Raw genomic sequence first — 26,974 nt, 5'->3', positions numbered from 1 at the left:
TTCAAATGAATATATTTATAGTAACAATAGCTACGTAACTTTTGCGTAAGTAAAAAAGAGTTATAAAAATCTATAGGAGAAGCGAGAGCCTTGAGAGAGTTGTGTTTCTACAGAGACTTCAATACCGTTTTTATCACATATGTGTTTTACAATACTCAGCCCGATACCAAAGCCACCTTGAATGACATCCTCACGTGCATAACGTTCAAATATCTTTTTGGTATCTCTGATACCGACACCCTGATCTTGAACACTGAAGATGATATGGTCGGCTTCTTTATAGAGCCTAATGATTATTTTTGTTTTTTTTGGACTGTATTTGATGGCATTTGAGATGGTGTTGTCTATGATTCTTTGAAGTTCTATACGGTTTATATTCAATGATAGATTATCTATAATCTCTTTTTCTATGTCAATATCTTTTATACGTGCAAGGTCAGAAAAAACTTCAATGCGGTTTTGCAAAAAATGTGAAAAATTTAAATGTTCTGCTTTATACTCTACATGTGTATGTTTGATGTGGTACTCTATATCTTCATAAATCAAGATCATACTCTGCATACTATTATAAAGACGTCGCAGTACTTTACTCTCTTCTTTTGAGCGTAAAAACTCCAAATTAAGCTGCATCACTCCCAAAGGCGTTTTAAGTTCATGCATTGCATCATTGAAAAAGACAGTAAGGTATCGATTGGCTTTTTCAAGTGGACGCAGGCTGATCTTTACAAAAAAGAGTGTCATAAAAAAGATAATGGCTCCCAAGAAAAGCGCTGCAATAAATGCTTTTGTATAAATGTTCTTATAGGAAAAACTTTTGGCAATGGTAAGTTCTTTTGCCTGAAGTCTGTTGGTGCTTAAAAGAACGTTTTTACTAAGTATGTTTTCTTGCATTTTATTGGCTGCAATATTTTCACACATTGATTCATCTGTAGCAAAAAGAATTTTACGGTTCTTTCCATAAAGACATGAAGTATAGAACAAAGAACGGGGAAAATGAAAGATATGCTTGTTTGTACGAGAAAAATCATAAATACTCTTCTCTACACCATAGGCATAATGTTCCAAATTTTGCATTTGTGTCTGTTTGTAGCTCTTCTTTTCCACCGATATATAAAAAAAGGCAGGAATACTGACCACGAAGATAATCAGCATAGAGTAAAAAAATGCCAGTGTATAGATATACCGTTTATCTTTTTTTATCAATTTTGTACCCAAACCCTTTTTTACTGACAATGAATTCAGCATACGTTTTATCACGAATTTTTTTAATGCACATACGGATATCTGCTTCAGTGACCATTTTCTCTTCCCATACATCTTCCCACAGCTGTTTTGTTGAAACATACTGATCTAGATGTGTAATCAAATAATCAAGAACATTTTTTTCTTTTGGTGTGATTGCAACAACATCCTCTTTATACAAAAGTTTTCCTTTTGTGAGGTTATAGCTATACGCGTTATTGAGTGCCAAATACTCATCATTTGAGTGGAGATAAAAAAGCTTCAGTACCTGTTCAACACGGTACTTTAACTCTTGTGCCGCAAATGGTTTGCGAATGTAATCATTGCACCCGAGTTCATAGCCTATGCTTAGGTTATCAATATCTGTTAAAGATGTTATGAAGATTACTGGTGTATCATCTTTGTGTTCTCTGAGCATCTTCACAATCTCATAACCGCTTTTCCCTGGTACACGAATGTCTAAAAGTAGCAAATGATATTTTTTAAAATGGAGTGCATCAACCACTTCATCACCATTTTCAAAACTCTCTACGCTGTAGTTTAAAGATTCTAAATACTCTTGTATCGTCTCTTTGTAACTGACATCATCTTCTAAAAGCAATATTTTCATTGAATGATCACTCCAGAATTGTTGATTTCCTGAGTGATCACTTCATCATGTGTATTAAGTATGAGTGGTGTACTGTTTTCAAATACAACAATAAAATAGCCTAGATTTTGATTTTCAAAATTTTTGATACTGAAATAAGAAAATGCATATTTATCTTGTGTAAAGTACCCATAACTCTGAAGATTTTTTAAATCTGAATTTTTTAAACTTTGAAAACTATGTTTATTATAGCTGTCATTGACTAGAACAAATTTATTAAAAACAATAGGATGATGCTGTAGTGTTGTCGCAATATTAAGATATTTCTTATTAAGAAGTATGAGCAGTGCGTAACCGTGCTCTGCAAGTGTTTTTCTCAAGTGTTCAAAGTTCTCTATTACTTCGATAGAACCTTCAAAAGAACCATTTTTCATAATGGGAGAGATAGCTTTAATATTTAACCGCTTACCAACCTCAATAGATACTAAAGGTTTTTTACGTTCTTTGACTAGAACCAACCCTTTACGAAAAGATGCAAGTGGAACATCTTTGATAGAATAATCCCAGCTTCTTAGGTAGGTATGCAGGTTTTTATCATGCACCTGTACTTCAAAACTGTAACCCTGCAACTTTTTCAAGCTTTCAATCTTTTGGCTGATAATCTCAAATGCTTTTTTTCTGTTATTCTTGTAAAAAGCTTCTAAAAATGTTTTGTCTTGAGAAAGAAGTAAAGAAAGAGAGAGGGCATGCTGCTGCTCTTCTTCTAGTAGATTTCTTGTTAAAAAAAGTGCATTATCTAGTGACTGTACGGTCTCTTTTTGCGCATAGGACTGTTTTAATGTGTAGACAAAATAGAAGGAAAAAAAGAGAACTAGAACTGTAAAAATAAAAACAATTTTATCAATTTTAGCTGTTAGTTTGTCAAATATACTCAATTTTATATGCTTCTTTGTTTTAATTTTATTATAGCATATTAAAAATTGTGCTCTTAACATTAAGAGCGAGTAAATTTAAGTATTTTTCTGTGTGACATTCTGAAGTTGAAGTTATAGAAATAATACTCACTAAATCATTATTTCTTCTTACTCTTTTCATTTCCGATATAACTATGATGTATAGATCAATTTTTCATTGATATTTCCATCTACTATCTCCACATAACGCATCGGATACATATCCATATCCAATGGTCTGATGAATCCTCTTGTAACGATCACTTTTGTTTTGTTGATAGTGGTAACAGAGTCTATATGTTTGTGTCCTGAGAGTGTCAGGATAAGGTTGTCAAATTTGAAAAGACGCTTTTGTACTTCGTTTGTATTGTTGAGTACATATTTATGTATGTCCTTTGGGTCTGTCCCTTTCCAGTAGTTGGTGTAGGGATGGTGGTTGAGAATCACGGTAGGCTTCCCTTTTTTAAGGATATTTTCTGCGAACTTTATGGTCTCTTCCGTGTACAGACCGTTATTTGCACCCTCAATACAACTGTCCAGTCCCAGAAAAGCAACTCCTTTTGTCTCAAGTACCCAGTCCTTTCCTTGGACGTTAAGTGTTTTGTCTGACATAAAAAGTCTCTTGAATTCATCCAGATGGATGGCATCGTCAGGATCAGGGTGAGCCTCCTTGTTGCCTCTGACATGGTAGGTAGAGCAGTGAAGTTTGTCTATGATCTTTTTGTAAACTAAGGCATCACCATTCCCCTTCACATTATTATTAAAATTATCCCCACCAAATACAACAAAGTCAAGTGCCTTGTAATGCTTGTTGATATGCTCCACCATAAGCTCCATTGCCTCTACACTCTCGTCATTACCCAAATCCATATGCGAATCGGTAATATGGATGAACTTTAGACTCTGTTGATTCTCAGTATCTTTTGCTTCTGCCAAAAAGGGCATACTGCCTAGTGCTGCAGCACTTTTAAGAAAATCTCTTCTTGATACCTTTTTCATTTTCCACCTTTTTCATTTAATAGATTATTTTAGATAATAGCATGAAAGTGTAAATATAATATAAAAAATTATTAGTTTTTTTTATTTTAATAAAAAACTTAAGCCTTATGATAGGCTTAATCTCGTAGCATTAATATTATGAAACGATTTAACAAGATCTCTCTTTGGGTCATTTTTTTTGTACTGATGTTGTTGCTTGCTTCTGTTTTTTTCTTTCTGAATCAGAGTAAAGAGGACAGATTGGCGAATTTGGGTGATCATGTGGTAAGCAACTTCAGAGCAGGACTCACCTATGAGATGGCAGATCTTCTCTCTTTCTCTATGGCACTCTCTGAAGATGGAGAGCTGAAAAATGCTCTTATAGCAGAGGATGAAAGTAAAGGATATGGTATTCTCAGTAAGATCACGGAGCGTTTTAAAAAATATACCCATTTGAAGTCATTGCGTATACAGGTATTGACACCGGATTTTTTTATTTTTGCCCGCAGCTGGAATGAAGGATTTGAAGGAATGCCTATCTGGTGGTTCAGAGATGATCTTCAAAAGTTAAAATCAAGAAAACAGCCTAAAGTAGGTATGGAGGTAGGCAGGCTACTAACCTTTAAAGCAACGATCCCCATCCGCAGCGGAGGAAAACTTCTTGGCTATCTGGAAGTCATTAAATTTGTAGACGAATTTGCTTCAAAGCTGCATAAAAAAGGTATAGAACTTTTTGCTCTCATGGATGAACAGTATCTCAACAAAGCCGTACTCATGCGAGACTTTCCGAGATTGCATGATGATGTGATCGTAAATCGTAATTTTAATCATATGCTTAAACCGAAGATCGCATTGCTTGATTGGGATGTGCTTGAGAGTAAAAGTTATCTTTATCAGGATAAAAGACTTTATCTACTTGAACCAATGTATAACGGGGAAGGAAAAAAGATAGGCAGCTATCTGCTTACACTTTCTGATGAAGCATTGCATCGGTATGAAAAAGCCAACCAGGGTGTTTCATTTTTCACCCAGTTCTCCGATGAAGACATAGAAGAGGTTGTGGCATCATGGGAATATCCCTATGGCAGTTTTAGAAGCGGATATGATAAGGACCTGATAGCACTTTTGCCAAAATTAAAAAAAGAAGACAAGCGTGCACTGGAATCTGAAGCAAAAGAGATATTAAAAGAATACAGCAAGGATGAACTCATTGATATCATTCTTTCCAATAAACATAATGAAAAAAAGGTTGGAGTCATACAATGAAAATACTTATTCTGGAAGATGAATCTATGTTGGCATTGAGCATGCAGGAGTTTTTGGAAGATTGTGGATATGATGTTGATTGTTTTTCACATTCAGAACGGGCATATGATGCTGTGTATGAGAATATCTATGATCTGTTACTTTTGGATGTCAAGGTCTTAGGAGAAAAAAATGGTTTTGAGATGCTTGAGGCACTGCGGAAAGAGGGAGTAAAACTACCGGCTATTTTTATTACTTCTTTAACCCAGATCGATGATTTAAGCAGAGGGTATGAATGTGGAGCCTGCGACTATATTCGTAAACCTTTTGATCTTGCTGAGCTCAAGTTGCGTGTAGAGCAGGCGATCAAAACATATTGTTTCTCTACAGCAGATGAACATCTGTCTCTGCCTTTTGGGTACAGCTATGATGTGAAAAATATGAAACTCTCTTTTGAAGAAGAGGAGATCATGCTTGCCAAAACAGAAGCGAAGATACTTGAACTGCTTATCAAACAAAGAGGCAATGTGGTAAGTTATGAGATGTTCTGGGAAGAAGTATGGGGTGAATGGATCGATCCTACAAATATTCGGGTACAGGTGGGTACTTTACGTAAAAAACTCAAAAAGGATTTTATCAAAAATATTCGTGGAGTGGGGTACAGTATTGATTTTTGATGTTAAAAAATTTGCCCGAAAATATGCCATGATTTATACGGCAGTCTTGGCTGTTCTGCTCATTGTGCCGTTGGTAACTTATATCTTTTTGCTTTTACAGATAGATGAGGCAAAGGTAAAACTCTCTTTGGAATTGCAGGCAAAGAAGATCATTGCTTCCATGCAACACTACAAAAGCAGTGACAAGGTATATCATTTCCCACGTTTTAAAGAGTATCGGTCTGCCCTGCTTGACAGTAGTGACAAACAGATATTCTCTACTTTGGATTTCGAGCCCCAATCTTTTATTTCCGGATATCATAAAGAAGAGAATAAATACTATTATATCTATCCGCTTCCTCAAGGGTATTATTTTGGTGCAAGTAAATTACTGGTAGAAACGGTACATACCGCAAGCAAAATCTATCTTTTTGCTTTTTCCGTAATGATTGCTATTGTGATCGCACTTTTTCTTTTTTCCTGGCTATTGCTGCGTAATTTCTCTGCGCCTTTTGAGAGGCTTAACCGGCAGTTGGATAATTTCATTAAAGACTCGATGCATGAGATCAATACCCCTTTAAGTATCATCAACCTCAATGCGGATCTTTTTGCCAATAAGTATGGAGAGAATAAATATCTGTATCGTATAAAATCTGCTTCCAAAACTTTGGCAACGATCTACAATGATATGGATTATCTCATCAAACAAGGACGCGTAGAACATAAGAAAGAACGTATGGATATGAGTGCGTTCATCCAAAAAAGAGTAGATTATTTCCAAGAAGTTGCAAATCTGAAACATATTGATCTACAGGTTTCTATAGAAGAGAATATCCATTATCTCTGTTCTGGCACAAAGCTACAGCGTATAGCAGACAACACGATTTCCAATGCGATCAAATACAGCCACGATCATAGTACAGTCGAGATTGTCTTAAAAAGTGTTGACGGAGGTATTGTCTTTGAGGTCAAAGACCATGGGGTCGGCATAGAAAATACGCAGAAGATCTTTTCACGATACTATAGAGAAGATGAAGCCAAAGGAGGCTTTGGTATCGGACTGAATATCGTTAAACAGATCATAGATGAAGAGGGCATTACGTTACATGTGGACTCTTCTCTCGGGAAAGGTACAACTTTTACATATACTTTTTTAATAAAATAATTATTCATAATAATTAAATATTCGGAAATTTTACACTTTCTTTACACTTCTTTGTTAAGATGCTTCTTGAAACCAAATAAAAACGGTAAAAAGAAAAGGAGTGTGAATGCAAAGAAAGATCAAACTCATCACAACTACAGTGATGTTAAGTACAGTAGCATCATTTGTGAATGCTGCAGATTTGACCAAAGCATATGAAATGCCTGATGCCAGCAAGATGATAAAAAAAGATGCCCTTGCAAAACCGACGAAATATATAATGCCCAAAGGGTGTATCTCTACGGATGCGGAGGTGATTGCAAGAGGGGAGTATATTTTCCATAATCTTAACGGTAAAAAAGCAAAAAAAGCACCACCTAAAGGGTTGGCAAAATTCATAGAGAAAAAAGGCAAAGACGGAAAAGTCATAAAGAAGCCTAAACAGTACGGTAACTGTGTAGCTTGTCATAACATAGACGGTGCTAAAGGTGCAGGGAATATCGGTCCGGATCTTACAGGATACAAGGAAAAGTTCATCAATACCAAGACCAGAGACAATCAGTTTGTATTCCAAAAGATTGCTGACGCGAGGATAGACAATCCTCAAACCCATATGACGATCAATCTTACGACAAAACTTTTTACAGAACGTGAGATCTGTGATATTGCATCGTATATTGTTGCTGAAAAGAAAAAATAAAAAAGTAAAAAAGGAAAAGAAGAATGAAAAGAAGAAGTTTTATGAAAAGTATGATGGCAGCTTCAGCAGTAGCTGCTGCTCCTATGGCTCTAATGGCAAAAGAGGATGCACCTAAAGCAAAAAAGAAAGGACCAAACGACATGACCTATGATGCTGCAGTGGCAGCAATTACAGGCGGTAAAGAGGTTAAAGACAGTGATAAAATAAAATTAACAGTGCCTGAGATCGCAGAGAATGGTGCCGTTGTACCTGTAAAGGTTGAAGTGGATCACCCGATGGAAGAGAACAATTATGTCAAAGCGATCCATATTCTGAATACGAAGAACGGTAATGCAAGATGTGTCGATGTCATGCTGACTCCGGCAAATGCCAAAGGCTATTTTGCCACACGTGTAAAACTTGGTGGAACACAGGAGGTTGTAGGTCTGGTTGAACTTAGTGACGGTACATTCATTAAAGCAGCTAAAAGTATTAAAGTAACAATCGGTGGATGTGGTTGATCTTGGATCGATTGTGTCACCAGAAGCAGAAAAAACAATATTAAATAAAGGATAAAAAATGGCAGAAACCGAAGCACGAAAATCAATGATAAAAATCAAACCTAAGAAGTATAAAACAGGTGATATCGTAAAAGTAGATTTTATTGTGATACACCCTATGGATACGGGTATGAAAAAAGATAAAAAAACGGGTGAGATCAAACCGGCGCACTATATAGATAACATTACATTCAGTTTTGACGGTAAACCTTTCACAACAATGAAAGTATGGGAGACAGTTTCAACAAATCCATATTTCTCAGTGAACTTCAAAGTTCCCGGAAAAGGTAAGATCACAGTAGATTATACAGATAATACAGGTGAGAAGAACTCCAAGAGTAAGAAACTTAAGCCAAAGGATTAAAAATGAAACGAATCATACTTCCGATTGCTCTTTTGGTAACCATGGCAAGTGCGGGTGAGCAATTTGCCATGAGTGATGCCGATAGAGCAATGTACAAGGAAATGCTGGAGAACAATCCTGCTGATATTTATGTAGAAGAGGGTGGAGAACTGTTTGAAAAACTTGGTGATGAGGCAGCACTGGCAAAATTTTTGGGTGTATCTGAAAAAGAGTTGCCCAAAACGATCGCTGGTTTTCCCAAATATGTGAAAAGTCTTGGTAATGTCGTTGGACTTGATCAGGTGGTGCAGGCCATGCAGGTGGAGCAGGGTAAAGAAAAATTCAAGCTTAAAAGTGCGAAAATGTTTTCCATACTGGCCTACGTGAAATCTTTAGCCAATGATGAAGTTGCAAATATTGATCTAAGTGAACCGCATGAAAAAGCCTCTTATGATCTTGGTAAAAAAACATTTGAAACTGCCAGAGGAGGAAGAGGGCTTTCTTGTAATTCATGTCATAGTAAAGATATTGTGGGTATGGTACTTCGGACACAGCCTCTTCCTGATCTTGGTGAGGCCGGCTCAGGTGCGACCTGGCCTGCATACAGGATGACAAAATCAAGTTTGAGAACATTGCAAAGAAGATTTCAGGGATGCATGAAGAATGCATTGCTGAAAGTGATCCCTATAGGTTCAAAAGAGATGGTAGGTCTTGAAGTTTATATCTCCAAACTTGCTCAAGAGAAGAAAAAACCTATAGCAATTCCCGGTTTAAAAAGATAAGGAGGAAGAAAATGGATATTAATAGACGAGATTTCCTTCAGATCGCAGCAGCCTTAGGATTACTGGGAGCAACAGGAGGTACTAACCTTTTTGCAGGAGAAGCAGCCAAAGAGCGCATTAAAAAACTGAGTTTTTCTGATATTGTGGATTTTGAAGCCAAAGGAAAAGCAACGCTACTTCATATCTGTGATATGCATGCGCATATTAAACCACTTTACTGGAGAGAACCATCCACGCTGATCTCTGCAAAAAATTTGGTAGGAACCCCCGGGTTTATCTGTGGAGACAGTTTTGAGAGTTATTACGGAATCGAATCTGGGTCATTGGATCAATATTTCGATACCTACAATAATTTTGAGGCTCTTGCGGAAAAATTTGGCAAGATGGGTGGTGTTGCACATATGAAACCTATTATAGATCATGTGAAAAAAGAAAGAGGGGCAGAAAATGTTCTTTTACTTGATTCGGGTGATACATGGCAGGGTACGGCAGTTGCGCTTAAAACAAAGGGTGAAGCCATTGTGGATGCTCAAAATTATTTGGGTGTAGATGTGATGGTGGGACACTGGGAATTTACTTATGGTAAAGAACGTGTAATGGAACTTATCAAGATGCTTAAAGGTGAATTTATTTCCCAAAATGTGATTGACAATGATCCTTTCTCAGATAATTTTGAAGAGTTGATCTTTCCCCCGTATACCATTAAAGAAGTGGGTGGGGTGAAGATCGGTATCATCGGACAGTCATTCCCGTTCACTTCCACTGCAAATCCAAAGAGATTCACCGAAGGATGGAGTTTTGCACTTAGACATGAGTCTTTACAAGGTTTCATAGATGAACTTCGCAGCAAGAAAAAAGTGGACTGTGTCGTTGTGCTCAGCCATGACGGTTTTTCTGTAGATCAGGAACTGGCAAAGAAAGTTAAAGGTGTTGACTTTATTTTAAGTGGACATACACATGATCCAAGTCCTAAACCGATCATTGTCAATGATACGGTTATCTTGATCGCGGGAAGTCATGGTAAGTATGTGGGTAGACTGGATCTTGATATTAAAAATAAAAAAGTTGTGGACTACAGCTTTAAATTGATGCCTGTTACCTCAAACCTCATTCCTGCCGACAAAGCCGGAGAAGTATTGGTAGATAAAGCCTATGCCCCTTTTGACAAAGAGCTCAATGAAGTATTGGGTACGACCAAAGGACTTCTTTACAAAAGAGATACTTTCTACTCAACATTTGATGCACTGATAGGTCAGGCGATACAGGCTGAGATGGGAAGTGACATTGTCTTCACCCCCGGATACAGATGGGGAACAACACTTCTCCCAGGAGACAAGATCCTTAAAGACAATGTATATGAGATGACAGCTATTACGTATCCTGAAGTCTATACATTTGATCTTAAAGGTGAAGTGATTGCAAATCTTATGGAAGATATAGCCGATAATGTCTTTAATGAAAATCCGTTACTGCAACAGGGTGGAGATATGAGTCGTTTGACAGGCGCAAGCTACAGTATTAAGATCTCAGCTCCTTCAGGTAAACGGATCTCAGATTTTAAAATAGGAGGTAAACCGATTGATCGTAAAAAGACTTACAAAGTTTCATCATGGGGAGGAAATCTGCAAAATGCAGGGGAAAATCTGGATGAAAAGAAAATAAGAGCTGTCTATGAAGTGGTCAGTGATTATATTCGTAAACAAAAAGTGGTTGATATTTCAATGACATCGAATGTAAAAGTATTGGATTATGATTGCGGATGTCCGCAAAAAGGTGCCAAGTGCTAATACTGTAACCGTGCTTCATCCCTGTTTGTCCAAAAAGAAAGGATGAAGCACTTTTGGCCGTGATATAATATCACTTTTAAATTATAGCAAAAGATTATCTTTTTATAAAGATATACAAATAAAAGAAGGAAATAATATGAACAAGGGAATAATAAAATTAAGTATGACAACTGCTTTGTTGATGGGGACAGCAGCAATGGCAGGTGGAGATATAGAACCTGTAGAGCCGGTAACACATACAGATGCACCGGTTAAAGCGGTAGATTGGAGCAGTAAACATAAATTCTTTGGTTTTGCACAGATCGGTGTTGCTTTTGGTGACGGTGCAGTAAAAAATTCCCAAAAAGGGGATTATAAATTTCAAGCAGACCGTGTCCGTTTAGGCTGGAAATATTTTTCAGGTCCTTTAGCAGCGAAAGTCTTTCTTGATTTTGCCAAAGACGGTTCAGATAAGAATGGTTTGGGTGTACCAGAGCTGATCAAAGATGCATTTATCGCCTATAAATTTGATGATGCCATGGTAGTGAAAGCCGGTGTGATCAAGACACCGGTGGGTATGGGGTTCACCATACCAGGATGGAATCTTGATGTGGTCAAACGTGGTTTCGATAAAAAACTGGCATTTGAACGTGATTTTGGTATTATGATTTCCGGTCGTGATATTGGATTTGGGAACGATGGCAAAGTCAATGGACTTGAAATGGGACATGAAAGACCTTGGAAAGGATTTGGGTATGACTTGATGTTTGCAGGGCAGGCAGGGCGTTCGGGAGCAGTGAAGAATGCCAATCCCGGAGATGACAATGCCTATATGGGACGTTTGATGTTCGATTGGGGTCAAGAACTTCATACAGAAGTATCTTACGGTATTTCAAAAAGTGCCGGGGGTATTGATGCGACTAAGTATGCTGCAGGTAAATTAGGGGCAGAAGACTATAAAGTATTCAATGCCGGTGTTGATTCTCACTTTAACAGAGCTAATGTCAAAGCGGAGTATTACAATGTTAAAAATATTAGAGGCGTCTCGGGATGGGATATGCAGACTTTGGCATTGACAGGTACCTACTACTTGACAGATACACTTGAAGCTGCGGTGAAGTATATTGGTGGTTCTGGTGATAAAGGTACGCTGAGTGCAGATGCAAGCAATACCTATTTTGGTCTTAACTATTATATCAATCCTAAGAACAATAAAATGGATAGAAAAGGCAGAAGAGCCAGAAATAGACATCGTATCCAACTTAACTATGTACTCGCAAGTGGAGATACAGAAGACTTTGATAAGTTGGATGTAGGTGCATTTTATGCGGAAGATACTGTGTTGCTTCAATACCAGTTTAAATTCTAAAAGTTAGTTGAAAGGTTAATAGTGAAATATATTACATTGATACTGTTAACCTTCTCTTTTGGGTATGGTTTCGAATACTATTTGAAACCACAAAAGATAGAAGAAGGTATCTACTGTTTTTTTGGCAAGACAGAAAATATCAGCAAACAAAATGCTGGGAACATGGTAAATACCTGTTTTGTTCAAACAAAAGAGGGTTTTGTTGTCATAGACAGCGGTCCTACATATGCATATGCTTCCCAAGCCTATACACAGATGCAAAAAATAGCACAACTTCCTGTCAAATATGTCATTATTACCCATGACCATGATGATCACTGGCAAGGGAACAGTTTTTATAAAAGCAAAGGTGCTTTGTTGATCGGTCCGCGGACCTATGAGCAAAATGTTGTTGCAGGCATGAAGACCAGAATGCTGCGTGTGCTTGGAAAAGAGCTTTACGGAAAAACAAAAATTGTAAAACTTGATACAATAGTAGATAGTAATTTAAGCATTACTGTAGGTAGTCAAATATTTCAAATAAGGCAATTAACTCCCATTGCACATACCAAAGGAGATCTGATTATCTATCTGCCTGCAAAAAAGATCCTATTTGCAGGTGATCTTGTTTTTAATGACAGGCTTACCTCTTTAAGGGATGGGTCTATTTTGGGTTCATTAAAAGCACTCAAAAAGATAGATGCCTATCATGCCAAAGTCATTATAGGTGGACATGGGTATAAAACAGATGCAAATGCAACTGAGACACTAAAGTCCTATTTGATAAAAATGAAAAAAGAGATTTTGGATGCGCAAGACCATGATATTGGAATGGATGAGATCACCAGAAAGGTTATCCTTCCTGAATTTAGGAAGATGAAGCTCTATAATGTTTTGCACAAACGAAATGTCTTAGATGCCTATAAAGAGTTGGAAATGATGGAGGATGAAGAATGAAAGTTTTAGGTGCAATGATAGTCATAATAGTAAGTATTTTTGCAAGTGATGGAGAAAAAGTCTATGAAAAAAAATGTGCTTCCTGCCATGAAGCCTTTGTGCCGGTGGAAAAGCTAATGAAGAATTTTAAAGAGATGAACAACACCATGCTGCATCTCAAAGCACCAACCCTGAACCAACTCTCTTTTAGACTTAAACAGCAGATCGGTGATCCACGGGGAGATGAAGATATACATCGTATGGAAGTGAGTGCATTCATTGGCGATTATCTGCTTTACCCCAATAAGGACAAAAGTGTCTGTATGAGAGATGTGATCAATGCGTTTGATACGATGCCGAGTATGAAAGGCAAGATAAGTAATGATGAGATTGAAGCAGTCAGTCAATATATCTATAGTTATGAAGAACATATGTTGCGTCAAAAGCGTATAAAGCCAGAATCATTTGAAAATGCTTTGCGAAGAGCACAAAAAGAAGATAAAATTATTATGATAGAGGCAACAGCACCGCATTGTCATTATTGTATTAAAATGAATAGAGAGGTATTGACAGAACCTGAAGTAGTCAGTGTGTTACAAAAAGATTTTATTGTTGTTTCGGTAGATGTCAGTCAAAAAAGTCTGCCTCTTGGTCTGAATGCCAGTATGACACCCACATTCTTTTTTGTTTTTACGGATGGAACAAATGAGAATGTTAAGACAAAACGTATACCAGGCGCATGGAACAAAGAAGATTTCTTAGAAATACTGAAAGAAGCAAAAAAAGCAAAAAGGAAAAAAAGATGAAAAAAATTGTATTACTGTGTCTATGTATAATGCAGTTTGTTGCAGCAGAAACAGAGTTTGCAACACCTAAACCCTCCATTGATCATCCGCGTAAATTCGTATTTCCTATTACGGTAAGAGATAGAAAAGCGATCAATCATGTGCTGAGTTCAGCAAACAATGTGATGAAATTTTACGGACCTGAAAACACAGAAGTGGTGATCGTTGCCTATTCCCAAGGAATAGAAGCACTCTTGAAGCAGGGTGACAGAGATATTCGAAAACGTGTTGAGGCACTTCTGACCTATGATGTTGAATTTATTGCCTGTGGGAATACAATGAGAACACTTCATATAGAAAAAAAAGATCTTATTGACGGGGTAGAAGTAGTCACTGCAGGTATCGTTGAATTAATTGAAAGACAGCTTAGGGGATACATTTATATAAGACCGTAATTTTTACACTATTTTTACACTTAATTGCTATGATATGACAACTCAAATAAAGGATATTTATGAAAAGAGTTTTAGTCATCTATATAGTAATGTTTACTATGGTGTTTGCAAGTACGAACAAAGATATTATTCTCTATAAGATCCCCAACAAGGATCTGAAAATTTCCGCACAGACCATCGTAGACGGATTAATACTTCAGGGATATACGGTTTCCAAAAACCAGGATATGAATGGTCCTTATGAAAAACAGTTTAAGGCAACATTGTTTAACAGCTATAACCTTATTTCTGTGTATCATCGTGACATCGCAGTAAAACTTATACCAAAAGTACCCAAAAGCGGCATTTTTACTCCCTTTTCTATTGTGACCTATCAAAAAAAGGGAGAGGATGATTTTTTCATTGCATTTTTAAGTGCCGAGGCACAGCAGCATATTTTAAAGGTAAAAGACTCCTATTTTAATAATCTGGAGAAAAAAACGAGAGAGACGATTATAAAAACCGTTCCCTTGGCAGTTGAAGAAAGTTTATCTTATGGGAGTATTGTTACAGAAAAACCTCTGTATACAGAATATTCATTTGATGTAAAAGATAAAGAAGCGATAGAAGCAAGAGATGATATGACCATGATGATGGAAAGTGATATGAAACCAAGTGGTTTTGTTGTTGCCAACTATATAGATTTTAATCAGGTGTTAAACGAAGAGAAAGTCAATGATTTTATCTTCTATGATGCCTACTCTCTTTGCAAGCTTAAGATCATTTATGAACTCTCCAAGAAACATCCTGAAGCTGGTGCTTTTGCTCCATGTACAATGGTGATCTACCATAAGAAAAAAAGTAACAAGACGAAGGTCGTTACACTCAGTATTGAAAATTTGACGTCTTCGCTTGCTATCAAAGACAAAACGATCTTAAAGATGCTTGTGAAAGCACAAGATACCATGAAGCGTATTATTGAAGATTCAGCAGAATAAATTTAAATAAAAGGATAAAAACAATGAAACAGTTAATAAACGGAATAGTATGTATTACATTGCTTATGGGAACAGTATGGGCAAAAGAGAAAGCAAAAGAAGTTAAGGCAGTATCCACTTCTGTACAAAAGCATATAGTGGGTGATATTGAAATCTTCACTTCAGAGAATGGGGATGGAAAGGTCACTCCAAAAACAATTGAAAAAGCTTTTCTAAAAGCAGGTTTTACGGTTTCTGCGAACAGAGATATGAACAAACCATTCAAAATACAATTTAAAGAAACAGGATTTGATGTCTATAATCTTTTTACCTTCTATCAAAAGGAGGCTGTTCTTGAACTGGTTAAGAAATATCCAAATGTCGGACTATTTGCACCGATGAGTATGTCTATTTATACAAAAAAAGGAGAGAAAAAGATATCGGTTGCTTCATTGAGTGCTACTGCCATGGCAAAGATCATGCATGTATCCAAAGATGATAAAACATTGAGTACATTAAAAGTACTTATTCAAAATACATTAAAAAGTGCGATGCCTAACGGATATTATGAGGCATTACCCTATGTGCCAAAAGAACCCAAAGGGAATTTGGTGACCCACTTTAAGATGGAGATCGATCCTAAAGACTGGGAAGATGAACTGGAAGAGTTCAAAATGGGATTTGAAGGTGAGCTTGCTCCTAACGGGTTTGTTATTGCCGGTTTTAATAATCTTGGAGATGACTTTGAAGAGGAAAAATATGAAGTATATGATTTTTATGAAGTCTACTCCATCTGTAAATTGCCGGTGATCTACACCATAGCAAAAACACATCCCGAAGCAGGAGCCTATGCACCATGTTCATTGTATCTCAGTAAGAAAAAAGGTGAGGGAGTCATGCAGATAGCATTTCCGTCTGTCTATAACTGGATGAGCTCTATGGGATTGGAAGATGTAAATGATATTAAAATACTTGAAACAGCGCAGGCAGGTATGAAAAAAATTCTTAGAGGACTCACTGAATAAGAGAGCCTTTTTACGTCACATTCCCCTTTAAATGGAGAATGTGATAAAACATTCATTTCTCTTATCAACCCAATGATAAAGATTGAATGATGATTTAAAATCTTTCCCAATATAACCTTTTTTACGCAAATTATTATAAAAATAGACATTTATTATAAAAAAACATTGAAACTTAACAGTTTATATAATACAATTAAGACGTATTCAAAAAACTTATTTAATAGAATAAGTATATACTGATAATTAATATCAAGGAGGAAATATGAAACTAGGTTTCTTAGTTGACCTTAACCTATGTATGGGTTGTAAAGGTTGTGAAGTGGCTTGTAAAGTGGAAAATGAAGTACCGCTTAGCTCTTGGCGTCTGCGTGTAAAGTATATTGATATAGGGACATTCCCTGACACATCAAGATCATTTACACCGTTACGTTGTAACCATTGTGAATCTGCACCGTGCGAGCGTATCTGTCCGGTGTCTGCATTGCATTATCTTGAAAACGGGATCGTCAATGTAGACAGCAGCAGATGTATCGGTTGTGCAGGATGTATGATGGCATGTCCTTACGGAGCGATCTATATGGATCCGGAGACAAATACAGCGGATAAATGTACCTATTGTGCGCACCGTGTAGAGAGCGGTATGATGCCGGCATGCGTAGTTGTCTGTCCGGTACAGGCAAATATCTTTGGCGATATTGATGATGACAACAGTCATATCTCCCAATATATCATGGAGCATCAAGGTGCGGTTCAGGTACGTAAACCTGAAAAGCATACTGAACCTAAACACTTCTATGTAGGTGGCGGTAACCAGACACTCAATCCACTTGCTCAACAACGACTTGAAGGATATAGTCTCTTTAACAATGTAACGCATCTTAAGCATATCGGTAATCCGCATGAGAGCGTGATCGACAGATTCTTGGAACCGTTCAAAAATGAAGAGAAGTTAGACAACAGAAGTTTCATGGATTTTGACAATAATGCCCATGAATCACATGAAGAAGAGGGAGGTCACTAAAATGGTAGAACATGGAATTCACGCAACACAAGCGATAGTCACACTAGATGTAGCACTTCCGGGTATTATCTGGGGCTGGATGATCACATTGAACATGTGGGCTAAATCTGTAGGTACAGGAGTGATCCTTGTAGGTGCATTTTTACTCTACAGACATAAAAAAGAGGAGATGCCTAATTTAAGATGGATGATGCCATTGATTGCCTTCATCTTTTTAAATATATTCTTGCTTTTTACTTTGGCAGATCTGCACCATCCGTATAGAATGGTGAATATATTCCTGCACCCGCACTGGACATCAGCGATCACAGTAGGTGCATGGATGGCGACACTTTTTACCGGATTGATCTTTATTATGACAGCCATAGGCTTCTTTGATGCACATCCAAATACAAGAAAAAATTGTGCATTGGCAAATACTTTTAGAGGAATGAGCGGTTTTTACGAAAAAGTATTCCCTTTTGTTGTATTCCTTGCAATCCCTGTAACACTGTATACTGCAATCATCATGGCAGAAGCAAGTGCAAGAGAGTTATGGCAGGCACCGGCAGAAGTGATGCAGATGATGTGGGCAGCACTGATGGCAGGTTCTGCAGGGCTCATTTTTATCTCCGGCAACTGGTCAAGAGAAGCAAGACGCGATCTTGCATTGGTATTGGCAATTGCAACTTTCTTTAGCTTCATGATGTATATGGGAGAGTATTTCTTCTCATTCAAGTCAGCTGAAGCAGAGGCAACATTGGCATATGTACACGCAGGTGGAGCATACAACACAGAGTTCTGGTTTGGTATGGCTCTTGGATTCATTATTCCATTCTTTATAGCATTGGGTAATATGAAAAGTGACAATAAAACGCTGTTGAAATTTGCAGCACTTTTAGCATTGATCGGACTGTACATGGCAAAAGATGTATGGCTTAAGATTCCACAAATGCTAAATTTAAGTTAAGGAGGATAGGTATGACAAAATCAATGAAAAATGATACAAATTTTATAGAGAGCCGAAGAAGTTTTCTTAAAGGAACTGCGTACTCTGTAGCAGGTGCAACACTTGCAGCAGGTGTATTTGAAACGATCGTAGATACACCGGCAGCAGCAGATGAAAAAGAGTTTACAGCGAATCCTAAAACACTTTCATTCTATCCGCCTTTAGAAGAGTGGGACAGCTTTAAAGAGCTTGACGGTGATGACTGGAAAAGAGGAGGTGCCGAAAGAAACGGTGTAAGAAGTGAAGCAAATCCTGAGGGAATCAAGGTGAATGAATTTATGCTTGTTCCTACGGTTTGTTCCAACTGTGAAGCACAGTGTGGTTTGACAGCATGGGTGGAGATAGGTGAGTATAAACGTACCAAAAACCCTAAAGATCTTTTTGTTAAAAAGTATATGGGTAACCCGCTCCACGCAGGGAGTCGTGGTAGAAACTGTGCCAAAGGGTATGCTGCTCAGACGCAAATGTATGATCCAGATAGAATCCCTTTCCCACTTAAAAGAGCTCCAGGTTCAAAAAGAGGTGAAGGTAAGTGGGTAAGAACTACTTGGGATGAAGCAATGGCAGAGATCGGTAAAAAGATGCATGATACCCTCAAAGTAGGGGATGAGATCTCTAGAAAATCAATTATGTATCATGTAGGGCGTCCAAATGAAAACGGATTTGGTCACCGTGTACCACACTCTATGGGCTGTGACGGATATGATTCTCATACCAACATCTGTTCTGCGGGTGCAAGACAAGGTACGATCCAGTGGGCAAACGATGACAGAAACAACCCTGACTGGGCAAATGCCAAATTGGTATTCTTACAGTCATCACATGCGGCAGATGCAGGACACTACTTCCAGCAGTCAGCAGGATATATTGCAGATGCAAGAAGAAAAGGCGCAAAACTGGTTGTGATGGATCCAAGGCTTTCTAACTCAGCTGGTATTGCAGACTTATGGATACCTGTATGGCCGGGAACAGAGGCAGCTCTTTACCTTCACCTTGCAAATAGAATTTTGAATGAGACAGATATTCATGGTAAAGATCTTGTACATCATGCATTCTTTAAGAACTGGGTAAATTGGGATCAGCTCATGACAGACAAAGAACAATTGGCACTGATGGTCTCTAAAGGTTACATGAAACAGGTACCTCAGGATGAAAGTTATGAGAGTTTCATTAAGATGCTTAAAGAAATTTACTCTCCATACACGAAAGATTTTGTAGTCAAAGAGTGTAAAATGGAAGGATACGGTCATAAACTGGATGAACTTTTTGAGATGTTCATTGATGCAGGTGACAGGATCAGTACCTATCTATGGAGAGCAGGAACGATTGGTCACAAAGGAAGCTGGATGAATACACGTTCTGGTTTCTTTCCGTTGGCACTTCGTGGAGCAATGGCCGGTAATATAGGTGGTGTGGGAATGCACCATTGGTCTGTTATCTCTGTTAATGGTAAAGGTGATGCGGCAACAGTTGCAGGGAAAAGACCTCCTCGTGTGGATGTCTGGAACGAAATTGCCTGGCCGCCAGAGTATCCGCTCAGTTCATTTGAAATGAGTCATATTATGCCTCACTTACTCCTTGATGATGAGTGGAGAGCGAAGTGGAAAGCCAAAGGTCTTACTAATATTCCTGAGAAATTAGCAGTTTGGATCCCTCGTATGTATAATCCGGTATGGATCAATCCTGATGGTTTCAGATGGATCGAAGCATTGAAACGTGAAGATAAGATTGAGCTGAGCTTCAATCTCTCTCCAACGTGGTCTGAGACAAACTGGTATTGTGACTATGTACTGCCTGTAGGACTTGCGGGTGAGAGACATGACCAATCTTCTGAGCCGACAAAACCGGCAAGATGGTTGAGTTTTAAAAACCCTGCACTGAGAGTTGCACTGGAAAAACTTGGATGGAAGCCGAAAGATCCGACACGCGCGACACTTGAGGCACACATGACTGCCGGACTTGGTGAAATTTGGGAAGAGATGGAGTTCTGGATGAATATCATGGTGCACCATGTCGATCCGGATGGAAGTCTTGGCGTCAAAAAATTCTGGGCATCCAAAGAGGATCCATCAAGACCAACCACTATACCTGAATGGTATCAGGCAGCATTGGATAAGTTGCCAAATTTAAGAAAGGCGGCTAAAAAACTCTACCCTAATTCTAAGTATCCAAATTATGAGATGATGAGGGATAGAGGTACATGGCTTGAAGAAGATCATGTCTATAGACCGCAAGAACGCGAACTTAGAAAAGAGGGCTCAAAATATATTGCCCATGGTCACGAATATGATGAGAGTGAAGTGGAAAAAGATGAATATGGTACACTGCTTGTGCATGACCATGTTTTTGGTGGTAAAAAACCGATTGGTGTTGAAATCAATGGCGAGATCAAGCAAGGGTTCCATACACTCAGTGGTAAATTAGAATTCTATTCCAAATGGTTTGCTGAGTGGAAGTGGCCTGAGTATGCGATACCTATCTACCCAAGAACAGCACAAGAGCGTAAAGATATGACACATATTGTCACACAGGTACACCATGACTTTATGCAAAAAGACAACGAGTTTGCACTCAATACAGTATTTAGGTTGCCGTATAATATTCATACACGTTCTGTGAACTCCAAACACTTAATGGAGATCTCTCAGAACCATAACCCTGTATGGATCAATACGGTAGATGCTGAAAAACTTGGTATCCAAAGAGGTGATTCTATTAAAGTGACCATTGAAGATACTGTTTCGGGTCTTGAGTCAGGTTACTTCATTGCAATGGCAGTACCTACTGAAGGTACGATGCCTGGTGTACTTGCCTGTTCACATCATGCAGGTAGATGGAAACTCAAAAATGCTGTGGAGATCCCAGGATTTGAACATAAACTGGGAGTCCTTGGACTGGGCGCACCGCTTTTTGATATGACAATGGATGGAAAAGTCGGTACGATGAAGCCAAAAGAAGGTATCAAAGAGGGTATGTTGGCACGTAGAGATACTTGGCAGTTCAAAGAGTTCAACAAAGACCTTGACAATATCTGGTGGGATGGACTGAGCGGTTCCTGGCAAAATGCTGTAGCACCTTCACATCCGGACCCTATTGGTGGTAACCATGCGTGGCACCAAAAGGTTCGTATTGAAAAAGCAGCACCAACAGATAAGATCGGTGATATTTGGGTGAACTATGAGAACAACTTTAAAGTCTATCAGGCGTGGAGAGACAAATTGACACGCCCATTGGATGCCAATGACAAATTGAGACGTCCGGTACACATTAAGAGACCGGCAGTACCGCTTACACTTAAAGCTTATTCTGTAAATCTTACATAAATAGCATTATAGATGAAGGGCAGACAATTAGGTCTGCCCAATATACAATTTTCCAGATATATTTTGCTTTTTATTTATCTTGAAAGTGGTATAGTCACATAATTAAAATCGGTGTAGGGGCTTGTATGCTCATAGTACCGTGAATGAAAGTTAAAAATGAAACAACTAAAACAAGAATTAGAAAACCGTATTGCACTCTATGCATTGATCTCACGTTTGATGGTCACAGAAGTAGATGAGGATTTGTTGGAGACTCTTGAAAAAGATCCGCAGTTACTTGCACTCTTTCCTAACTATCAAACATGGAGTAAGCGTGAGAACCATACGACTAAGGAGCTCATAGAAGAGTATTATAATGTAGATTTTACCAATCTTTTTCTCATGCATTTAGTGCCTTATGAGAGTTTTTATGTCAGAGATGACCAAATGATAGACAGTGGGAAAGGCAATCCTGTGATCGAACTGTATGATGCACTGGATTTTAGGGTAGAACTAAATAAAGCAAGAGTAGTCAGCGGTGACCACATTGGTGTAGAACTTGAATTTATGTATATGCTTTGCAATGCGCAGCTTAAAGCACTTGAAGCAGATGATAAAGCAGGTATCTGTGAACTTTTTCAGATCCAAAAAGGATTTATGAAAGACCATCTTCTTGAGTGGACCCCGATGTTCCTTATCAATGCTAAAAGAGAGTCCAGAACACCGCTTTATCATGACGGAAGTGAGTTGGCTCTGGAGTTTCTTTTAAGTGATTATGAGTATGTGACTGAACAGCTCTCCACATTTTGTGAGGATGTAGCTTAATTGATGAAACTACATTTTGATCCTTCACTTTGTGTAAGAGCTACCAGTAAATTCTCTACCTGTACCAAGTGTGTAGATGCTGTACCTGAGCATCTAAGTATCGTAGAACATCTTCCTGCTTTTGCAAAGGCAACCGGTGTAGAGGCGGCTGCATGTATAGGAGCCTGTCCGACAGAAGCATTTGGGCTTTCTGATTTTTCGGTAACAGAGTTCTTTTTTACTTTTTTGGAGTCAAAAGTAAGGCTTATCTCTTCCAAGGTCAATGTACCGTGTCTGAGTCTGCTCAGTGTTGAGCATCTTATCTCTCTGGCATTAGCAAGTAATGAACCTATTACGCTTGACCTTTATAGCTATGAAAAGAATACACATCTGTTTGAAGTGATTGAAAACCGCATAGAAGAGGCAAATTTTGTACTTTCTTCTTTTTCCGGTAAACAGTTGGAGACAAATCTTGATGCTGTACCGTTAGTAGAAAAAAATGAATCTGAACAAAAGAGCTCCCGACGGGATTTCTTTGCTTCAGCTTCACTCAAAGGTGCACTCAAACACAAAAAAGTATTTGATGAAGCAGTAGAAGCAGAGGAGTTGCACCATTTTGAGATAGATGCTTCTATGATCTCCAAGATCAAAGACAAGCATCTGCCAGATAAACGAAAAATACTCTTTACTGCACTCAAACGTGCAGAGTATCCGGAAACTTTCGAGATACTGCCAGAAGAAGAAATAAACTTTATCTCCCAAAAATTCATAGATGAAAAGTGTACCAACTGTCAGATATGTTACCGTATCTGCCCTACAGGTGCATTGAGCTCAAACGGTAAATTCTCTCTCATCAATTTTGATGCGATGCTCTGTGTAAAGTGCCACCTCTGCCATGATGCCTGTGAACCTGATGCCATACATTTGCAACCCGGATTTGAGATCAAAGAGTTTTTTGAATCACATCAGAGAACATTGGCAACATTTGATGTAAGACGCTGTAACGAGTGTGGGAATTATTTTACCTACGAAGGTGGAGAACAAAGTTGTCCACGCTGTAGTGTAGAAGAGGAAGAGGCTATCTTTCTTCATGAAAATGCAAAGCAGATGAGAGGAGAGTCATGAGTAGAGCTAATATGATCCCTGAGCCGATAGGCAAAGCTTTAGTGAGAGGAATTTTCGGTGGGCTTTGCTCATCGAAAAGGAGATATATATTATGATGCCACATGAGATAAAACCGGATACCGGTCTTTGTACGATCCTTGGATACAATGCCCAAACAGGATACATGCGCAGGTATTTTAACAAGATCATGAAACATCAGGGCATCAACGCTACAGCGATCGCCTTGAACATCAGTGATGAACATTTCGCTTTTACGATGGATAATGTAGCACAGTCCAAAGTAGACAGAATGATGATAGAAAAAGAGTTTTCCTCCAAAGCGTTAGCCTACTGTAACAGTTTAAATGAAACAGCCAACAAGCTAGGACGTGTGGATTTTGTAGAAATAGCAGAAGGAAAGGTGACCGGCTATTGTCTGGATGATGAAGCAAAAGCACTTTTTGAGAAAGCAGAGTTTTTGGATGACCGTATCCTTTTTGTGGCTAAGATGATGCTCATTGCCAACCGTTGGTTTAATGCTAAAATAGATGTGGATGAGATTCCACGGTTAATAGGAGAATAATATGAGAGATATGCAAGATTTAAGAAAAGAGTTTGAAGATTTTAACATCAATGAAGAGGCGTGTGTAGATGGTACCTGTGCAAGTGACGAAGAGGCAGAACTTAAAGATTACCCTTCTTATACAGAAGCACTTTATGCCAAGCTGATCTCCCCACATGTAAGTGGAATCTATATCTCCCGTTGGGATATTAAAGATATCGCTCTGGTAGCAGGTGACTCTATGGCGATCCATCCGCGTAAACGTATGTTTGAATTGCTTATGAAGTATGCTTCAAACAAAGAAAATATGGAATCTGTTCTCGATGCGCTTAAAGCACATATGGAAGACAAAATAGTTATTTATGATGAATTTATACAGAATTTTCCGGCATCTTCTGAAATTTTTCAAGCCAAGATAGACAAGGCAAGAAAAACGATGAAACTCTTCCCTCAGATCATTACAGAGTATTTTGAGTAGAGTATCTCTAAAATACACTTAAATTTAAACCTATTACGCTAAAATAAAACAAAAAACCAAACCATTTTAAAGGGAACCCATGAACCCGACCCAGCTACAAAAAGTCAAAGCCCGTCTCACCCTCCTTAATGCAAAAAAGAACCCTCATATTTCCGATGGAAATTACGCCATCTACACCCTAAACGGCACAAACACCCTAGGCAAACCCTATGTCTATGAACTCTCCTTCGTAAGCCCTGTCAAACTAGAAGTTGCTGACCTGGTAGATACCGATGTTAAACTCCTGCTCCAAGATGAAAAAGACTTTGCTAAAAAAAGAGAGATTTACGGTAAAATCTACCAAGCCAAAGAAGCCAATAAAGTAGCCGATAAATACCTCTATACCCTCACCGTTGTCCATCCTCTCTTTTACCTTGGTCTCAACCAACGGTATGAGATCTTTCAAGAGAAAAGTGCGTATGCTATTATCCAAGAGATCCTTGGACGCTATAAGGCTTTGTTACATATAGACTTTGGTACCAACATTGCTCCGCATACGTTTATTGAGAGAGAGTACACCACAATGTACAAACAGAGCGACCTTGAATTCATACAAATGCTCTGTGAACAAGAAGGAGTAAGTCTGTGGATGCAGAGTGATGCAACACCCTATAAAGTACGTCTGGCACAGATCACAGAGAGCTACACCAAACTCCCAACAGAGTTACGCTGCAGCTTTACTGAAAGTAAAACCTTTGCACCTACACATGCAAAAGAAGACTACTATGACTTTAGAGCCCCTTCCAAAGAGTACCTTACTACCACAGGTGCTACCCCGCTCTCACAAAGTCTTAAAGACAATACCCACTCTGCACAACTCAGACATGACTTAGAAGTGATGACCCATAGAGACCGTTTAGAAGCTGCCAGACCCAAAGACCTGCAAAACGATGTCAAACAAACCGCACTCAAACAATACGCTGATACAGAACGTGTAGAGGGACACACGCTTAGTCTCTATACAGAAACAGGGTATGGTGGTACACTCTTTGATACCCAACGTGTGGTACGTACAGAGGTAGTACTCACACAGGTACGTCTTAAAGGGTTCTTCCCCAATGCCTTGGAAGAGTATGTACAAGAAGAACACAAGGTACAAGCGTATCTCTTTGAAGTAGACTTTGAAGCTACTCCTAAAGAGACGGTGTTCATCCCTCACTACAACATTACTAAACCACTCATTCCCTCTTCAGTGACAGCCATAGTATCTAGTGGAAGTAAAGACACAGAGTCTACACCCAATACCATTGATGTAGACAGCTTTGGACGTATACGAGTTATCTTTCACTTTGACCCCAACTATCCTACCAGCTGTTATATACGCTTTACCAACTTTAGCGCAGGTGACGGTTGGGGAAGCCAGTTTATCCCTAGAGTCAACACAGAAGTGATTGTTAACTTCCTTAACGGTGACCCAGATAGACCAGTAGCCATAGGAAGTCTCTACAACGGAAACAACCATATCCCTAAAGACCTACCTTCTCAAAAGACACAGTCATATATTAAGACACAGTCTATGCCAGGAAGCAATGCTGAGTATAACCTCCTGCTCTTTGAAGACAAACAAAAAGAAGAACTCGTACACATCAGAGCACAAAAAGACTACAAGCTTCATGCCCTGCATGACTCTGCCATTAACATAGACCATGACCAGAGTGAAACAGTAGGACATGATGAGTCTTTCTCTGTAGGCAATGACAGAACAAAAAGCATAGGACATGATGAGAGTACCGATGTAGGAAACAACAGAACAGAGTCTGTAGGCAAAGATGAGCGTATAAGCATAGGACATGACCAAAAACTAGATGTAGGACATGACCAAGAGATACACATTGTTAACTCTCAGTCTACCAGAGTAGACAAAGATAAAGTACTTTATGTAGGGAACCAGAGACTTGAAACAACCTATGCGAACTATACGCTTAAGACCGGAGGGCATTTTAGTCATACGGTGAATGGGAAGTTGGATGTTAAAGCAGGGACACACATTAAAGAGATCACCAAACTGCATGAGATGCACGGCAGTGACAGAGTAGTCTTTAAGTCTAAAGGTGGGACTATCATTATAGATGGCGGTGGGATAACGCTTAAGGGGAATGTGACTATCAAAGGGAATGTGAGTATTACTGGTGGCTCTGGTGGGGGTGCGAAAGCGGCAAACCTTAGAGTCAATAAAGGTAGTGATATATGTATCCCTTGTCTTTTAAAAAAACAATTGGGAGGTAAATAATGCT

General features: G+C 38.6%; 26 protein-coding genes. 22 read left to right on the top strand and 4 right to left on the bottom strand.

Translation table 11 applies throughout. The annotated features are described in order from the left end of the window. Nucleotides 1-60: 60 nt before the first annotated feature. From MVE01_RS06880 to MVE01_RS06865, 4 genes are all read right to left on the bottom strand, one after another. Nucleotides 61-1,203 (bottom strand): sensor histidine kinase, encoded by a 1,143-nt coding sequence (locus MVE01_RS06880; protein WP_472561439.1) that lies wholly within the window; start codon nucleotides 1,201-1,203, stop codon nucleotides 61-63. Further along, nucleotides 1,187-1,852, bottom strand: a complete 666-nt coding sequence (locus MVE01_RS06875; protein WP_472561438.1) for a response regulator transcription factor — start codon at nucleotides 1,850-1,852, stop codon at nucleotides 1,187-1,189. Before MVE01_RS06875 ends, MVE01_RS06880 begins: the two co-directional genes overlap by 17 nt. Continuing rightward, a complete protein-coding gene (locus tag MVE01_RS06870; RefSeq protein ID WP_472561437.1) occupies nucleotides 1,849-2,766 on the bottom strand; it encodes a cache domain-containing protein in 918 nt (305 codons plus the stop codon). The genes MVE01_RS06875 and MVE01_RS06870 overlap by 4 nt, the downstream gene beginning before the upstream one ends. Nucleotides 2,767-2,937: 171 nt before the next feature. Further along, a complete protein-coding gene (locus MVE01_RS06865; protein WP_472561436.1) occupies nucleotides 2,938-3,783 on the bottom strand; it encodes a metallophosphoesterase family protein in 846 nt (281 codons plus the stop codon). A 138-nt stretch (nucleotides 3,784-3,921) separates the two neighbouring features. Between MVE01_RS06865 and MVE01_RS06860 the strand changes: the two genes are divergently transcribed. The 22 genes from MVE01_RS06860 to MVE01_RS06755 all read left to right on the top strand — a co-directional run bounded on the left by MVE01_RS06860 (nucleotide 3,922) and on the right by MVE01_RS06755 (nucleotide 26,970). Next, nucleotides 3,922-5,028 (top strand): hypothetical protein, encoded by a 1,107-nt coding sequence (locus tag MVE01_RS06860; protein ID WP_472561435.1) that lies wholly within the window; start codon nucleotides 3,922-3,924, stop codon nucleotides 5,026-5,028. Continuing rightward, nucleotides 5,025-5,684: a response regulator transcription factor gene (locus MVE01_RS06855; RefSeq protein ID WP_472561434.1), complete on the top strand. Its 660-nt coding sequence runs from the start codon at nucleotides 5,025-5,027 to the stop codon at nucleotides 5,682-5,684. Before MVE01_RS06860 ends, MVE01_RS06855 begins: the two co-directional genes overlap by 4 nt. Then, entirely contained in the window at nucleotides 5,674-6,828 is a 1,155-nt protein-coding gene (locus MVE01_RS06850) for a sensor histidine kinase (RefSeq protein ID WP_472561433.1), read from the top strand. The genes MVE01_RS06855 and MVE01_RS06850 overlap by 11 nt, the downstream gene beginning before the upstream one ends. 106 nt (nucleotides 6,829-6,934) lie before the next feature. Further along, a complete protein-coding gene (soxX, locus tag MVE01_RS06845; protein WP_472561432.1) occupies nucleotides 6,935-7,507 on the top strand; it encodes a sulfur oxidation c-type cytochrome SoxX in 573 nt (190 codons plus the stop codon). Between the two features lie 23 nt (nucleotides 7,508-7,530). After that, nucleotides 7,531-8,007 (top strand): thiosulfate oxidation carrier protein SoxY, encoded by a 477-nt coding sequence (soxY, locus tag MVE01_RS06840; RefSeq protein WP_472561431.1) that lies wholly within the window; start codon nucleotides 7,531-7,533, stop codon nucleotides 8,005-8,007. Between the two features lie 58 nt (nucleotides 8,008-8,065). Continuing rightward, entirely contained in the window at nucleotides 8,066-8,410 is a 345-nt protein-coding gene (gene soxZ / locus MVE01_RS06835; protein WP_472561430.1) for a thiosulfate oxidation carrier complex protein SoxZ, read from the top strand. Between the two features lie 2 nt (nucleotides 8,411-8,412). Continuing rightward, nucleotides 8,413-9,171, top strand: coding sequence for a sulfur oxidation c-type cytochrome SoxA (gene soxA / locus MVE01_RS06830; protein ID WP_472561429.1), 759 nt, complete (start codon nucleotides 8,413-8,415; stop codon nucleotides 9,169-9,171). Between the two features lie 11 nt (nucleotides 9,172-9,182). After that, nucleotides 9,183-10,958 carry a thiosulfohydrolase SoxB gene (gene soxB, locus MVE01_RS06825; RefSeq protein WP_472561428.1) on the top strand — a complete coding sequence of 592 codons (1,776 nt, stop codon included), beginning with the start codon at nucleotides 9,183-9,185 and terminating at the stop codon, nucleotides 10,956-10,958. Nucleotides 10,959-11,094: 136 nt separating this feature from the next. Further along, nucleotides 11,095-12,306: a porin gene (locus MVE01_RS06820; protein ID WP_472561427.1), complete on the top strand. Its 1,212-nt coding sequence runs from the start codon at nucleotides 11,095-11,097 to the stop codon at nucleotides 12,304-12,306. 21 nt (nucleotides 12,307-12,327) lie between these two features. Continuing rightward, on the top strand, nucleotides 12,328-13,242 hold the full coding sequence (locus MVE01_RS06815) for an MBL fold metallo-hydrolase (RefSeq protein ID WP_472561426.1): 915 nt from the start codon (nucleotides 12,328-12,330) through the stop codon (nucleotides 13,240-13,242). Beyond that, nucleotides 13,239-14,027 (top strand): thioredoxin family protein, encoded by a 789-nt coding sequence (locus tag MVE01_RS06810; RefSeq protein ID WP_472561425.1) that lies wholly within the window; start codon nucleotides 13,239-13,241, stop codon nucleotides 14,025-14,027. The genes MVE01_RS06815 and MVE01_RS06810 overlap by 4 nt, the downstream gene beginning before the upstream one ends. Further along, the gene (locus tag MVE01_RS06805; protein WP_472561424.1) at nucleotides 14,024-14,461 is read left to right on the top strand and encodes a DsrE family protein; all 438 of its coding nucleotides are present in this window, start codon (nucleotides 14,024-14,026) and stop codon (nucleotides 14,459-14,461) included. The genes MVE01_RS06810 and MVE01_RS06805 overlap by 4 nt, the downstream gene beginning before the upstream one ends. A 59-nt stretch (nucleotides 14,462-14,520) precedes the next feature. Beyond that, nucleotides 14,521-15,438 (top strand): DUF302 domain-containing protein, encoded by a 918-nt coding sequence (locus tag MVE01_RS06800; protein WP_472561423.1) that lies wholly within the window; start codon nucleotides 14,521-14,523, stop codon nucleotides 15,436-15,438. A 23-nt stretch (nucleotides 15,439-15,461) separates the two neighbouring features. After that, nucleotides 15,462-16,442 carry a DUF302 domain-containing protein gene (locus MVE01_RS06795; protein WP_472561422.1) on the top strand — a complete coding sequence of 327 codons (981 nt, stop codon included), beginning with the start codon at nucleotides 15,462-15,464 and terminating at the stop codon, nucleotides 16,440-16,442. A gap of 262 nt (nucleotides 16,443-16,704) precedes the next feature. After that, nucleotides 16,705-17,463, top strand: coding sequence for a 4Fe-4S dicluster domain-containing protein (locus tag MVE01_RS06790; RefSeq protein ID WP_472561421.1), 759 nt, complete (start codon nucleotides 16,705-16,707; stop codon nucleotides 17,461-17,463). Nucleotide 17,464: 1 nt separating this feature from the next. Further along, nucleotides 17,465-18,412, top strand: a complete 948-nt coding sequence (gene nrfD, locus MVE01_RS06785; protein WP_472561420.1) for an NrfD/PsrC family molybdoenzyme membrane anchor subunit — start codon at nucleotides 17,465-17,467, stop codon at nucleotides 18,410-18,412. 11 nt (nucleotides 18,413-18,423) lie between these two features. After that, the gene (locus tag MVE01_RS06780) at nucleotides 18,424-21,774 is read left to right on the top strand and encodes a molybdopterin-dependent oxidoreductase (RefSeq protein ID WP_472561419.1); all 3,351 of its coding nucleotides are present in this window, start codon (nucleotides 18,424-18,426) and stop codon (nucleotides 21,772-21,774) included. 156 nt (nucleotides 21,775-21,930) lie between these two features. Then, entirely contained in the window at nucleotides 21,931-22,578 is a 648-nt protein-coding gene (locus MVE01_RS06775; protein ID WP_472561418.1) for a TorD/DmsD family molecular chaperone, read from the top strand. 3 nt (nucleotides 22,579-22,581) lie between these two features. Next, complete coding sequence (locus MVE01_RS06770) at nucleotides 22,582-23,682, top strand: 4Fe-4S binding protein (protein ID WP_472561469.1); 1,101 nt, start codon at nucleotides 22,582-22,584, stop codon at nucleotides 23,680-23,682. Between the two features lie 91 nt (nucleotides 23,683-23,773). Beyond that, nucleotides 23,774-24,244, top strand: a complete 471-nt coding sequence (locus MVE01_RS06765) for a hypothetical protein (protein WP_472561417.1) — start codon at nucleotides 23,774-23,776, stop codon at nucleotides 24,242-24,244. A gap of 1 nt (nucleotide 24,245) precedes the next feature. Further along, nucleotides 24,246-24,701 carry a hypothetical protein gene (locus tag MVE01_RS06760; RefSeq protein WP_472561416.1) on the top strand — a complete coding sequence of 152 codons (456 nt, stop codon included), beginning with the start codon at nucleotides 24,246-24,248 and terminating at the stop codon, nucleotides 24,699-24,701. 79 nt (nucleotides 24,702-24,780) lie between these two features. Next, nucleotides 24,781-26,970 (top strand): type VI secretion system Vgr family protein, encoded by a 2,190-nt coding sequence (locus MVE01_RS06755; protein WP_472561415.1) that lies wholly within the window; start codon nucleotides 24,781-24,783, stop codon nucleotides 26,968-26,970. Nucleotides 26,971-26,974: the final 4 nt, after the last annotated feature.

The organism is Sulfurovum sp. (assembly GCA_026990595.1).
In the GTDB taxonomy this organism is placed as follows: domain Bacteria; phylum Campylobacterota; class Campylobacteria; order Campylobacterales; family Sulfurovaceae; genus Sulfurovum.
This window is presented reverse-complemented; position numbering and strand designations above follow the sequence as displayed.

Coding starts and splice junctions, on each gene's coding strand:
- MVE01_RS06875 (WP_472561438.1), bottom strand. CDS start 1,852: ATGAAAATATTGCTTTTAGAAGATGATGTCAGTTACAAAGAGACGATA.
- MVE01_RS06865 (WP_472561436.1), bottom strand. CDS start 3,783: ATGAAAAAGGTATCAAGAAGAGATTTTCTTAAAAGTGCTGCAGCACTA.
- MVE01_RS06860 (WP_472561435.1), top strand. CDS start 3,922: ATGAAACGATTTAACAAGATCTCTCTTTGGGTCATTTTTTTTGTACTG.
- MVE01_RS06855 (WP_472561434.1), top strand. CDS start 5,025: ATGAAAATACTTATTCTGGAAGATGAATCTATGTTGGCATTGAGCATG.
- soxX (WP_472561432.1), top strand. CDS start 6,935: ATGCAAAGAAAGATCAAACTCATCACAACTACAGTGATGTTAAGTACA.
- soxY (WP_472561431.1), top strand. CDS start 7,531: ATGAAAAGAAGAAGTTTTATGAAAAGTATGATGGCAGCTTCAGCAGTA.
- soxZ (WP_472561430.1), top strand. CDS start 8,066: ATGGCAGAAACCGAAGCACGAAAATCAATGATAAAAATCAAACCTAAG.
- soxA (WP_472561429.1), top strand. CDS start 8,413: ATGAAACGAATCATACTTCCGATTGCTCTTTTGGTAACCATGGCAAGT.
- soxB (WP_472561428.1), top strand. CDS start 9,183: ATGGATATTAATAGACGAGATTTCCTTCAGATCGCAGCAGCCTTAGGA.
- MVE01_RS06820 (WP_472561427.1), top strand. CDS start 11,095: ATGAACAAGGGAATAATAAAATTAAGTATGACAACTGCTTTGTTGATG.
- MVE01_RS06810 (WP_472561425.1), top strand. CDS start 13,239: ATGAAAGTTTTAGGTGCAATGATAGTCATAATAGTAAGTATTTTTGCA.
- MVE01_RS06805 (WP_472561424.1), top strand. CDS start 14,024: ATGAAAAAAATTGTATTACTGTGTCTATGTATAATGCAGTTTGTTGCA.
- MVE01_RS06800 (WP_472561423.1), top strand. CDS start 14,521: ATGAAAAGAGTTTTAGTCATCTATATAGTAATGTTTACTATGGTGTTT.
- MVE01_RS06795 (WP_472561422.1), top strand. CDS start 15,462: ATGAAACAGTTAATAAACGGAATAGTATGTATTACATTGCTTATGGGA.
- MVE01_RS06790 (WP_472561421.1), top strand. CDS start 16,705: ATGAAACTAGGTTTCTTAGTTGACCTTAACCTATGTATGGGTTGTAAA.
- nrfD (WP_472561420.1), top strand. CDS start 17,465: ATGGTAGAACATGGAATTCACGCAACACAAGCGATAGTCACACTAGAT.
- MVE01_RS06780 (WP_472561419.1), top strand. CDS start 18,424: ATGACAAAATCAATGAAAAATGATACAAATTTTATAGAGAGCCGAAGA.
- MVE01_RS06775 (WP_472561418.1), top strand. CDS start 21,931: ATGAAACAACTAAAACAAGAATTAGAAAACCGTATTGCACTCTATGCA.
- MVE01_RS06770 (WP_472561469.1), top strand. CDS start 22,582: ATGAAACTACATTTTGATCCTTCACTTTGTGTAAGAGCTACCAGTAAA.
- MVE01_RS06765 (WP_472561417.1), top strand. CDS start 23,774: ATGATGCCACATGAGATAAAACCGGATACCGGTCTTTGTACGATCCTT.
- MVE01_RS06760 (WP_472561416.1), top strand. CDS start 24,246: ATGAGAGATATGCAAGATTTAAGAAAAGAGTTTGAAGATTTTAACATC.
- MVE01_RS06755 (WP_472561415.1), top strand. CDS start 24,781: ATGAACCCGACCCAGCTACAAAAAGTCAAAGCCCGTCTCACCCTCCTT.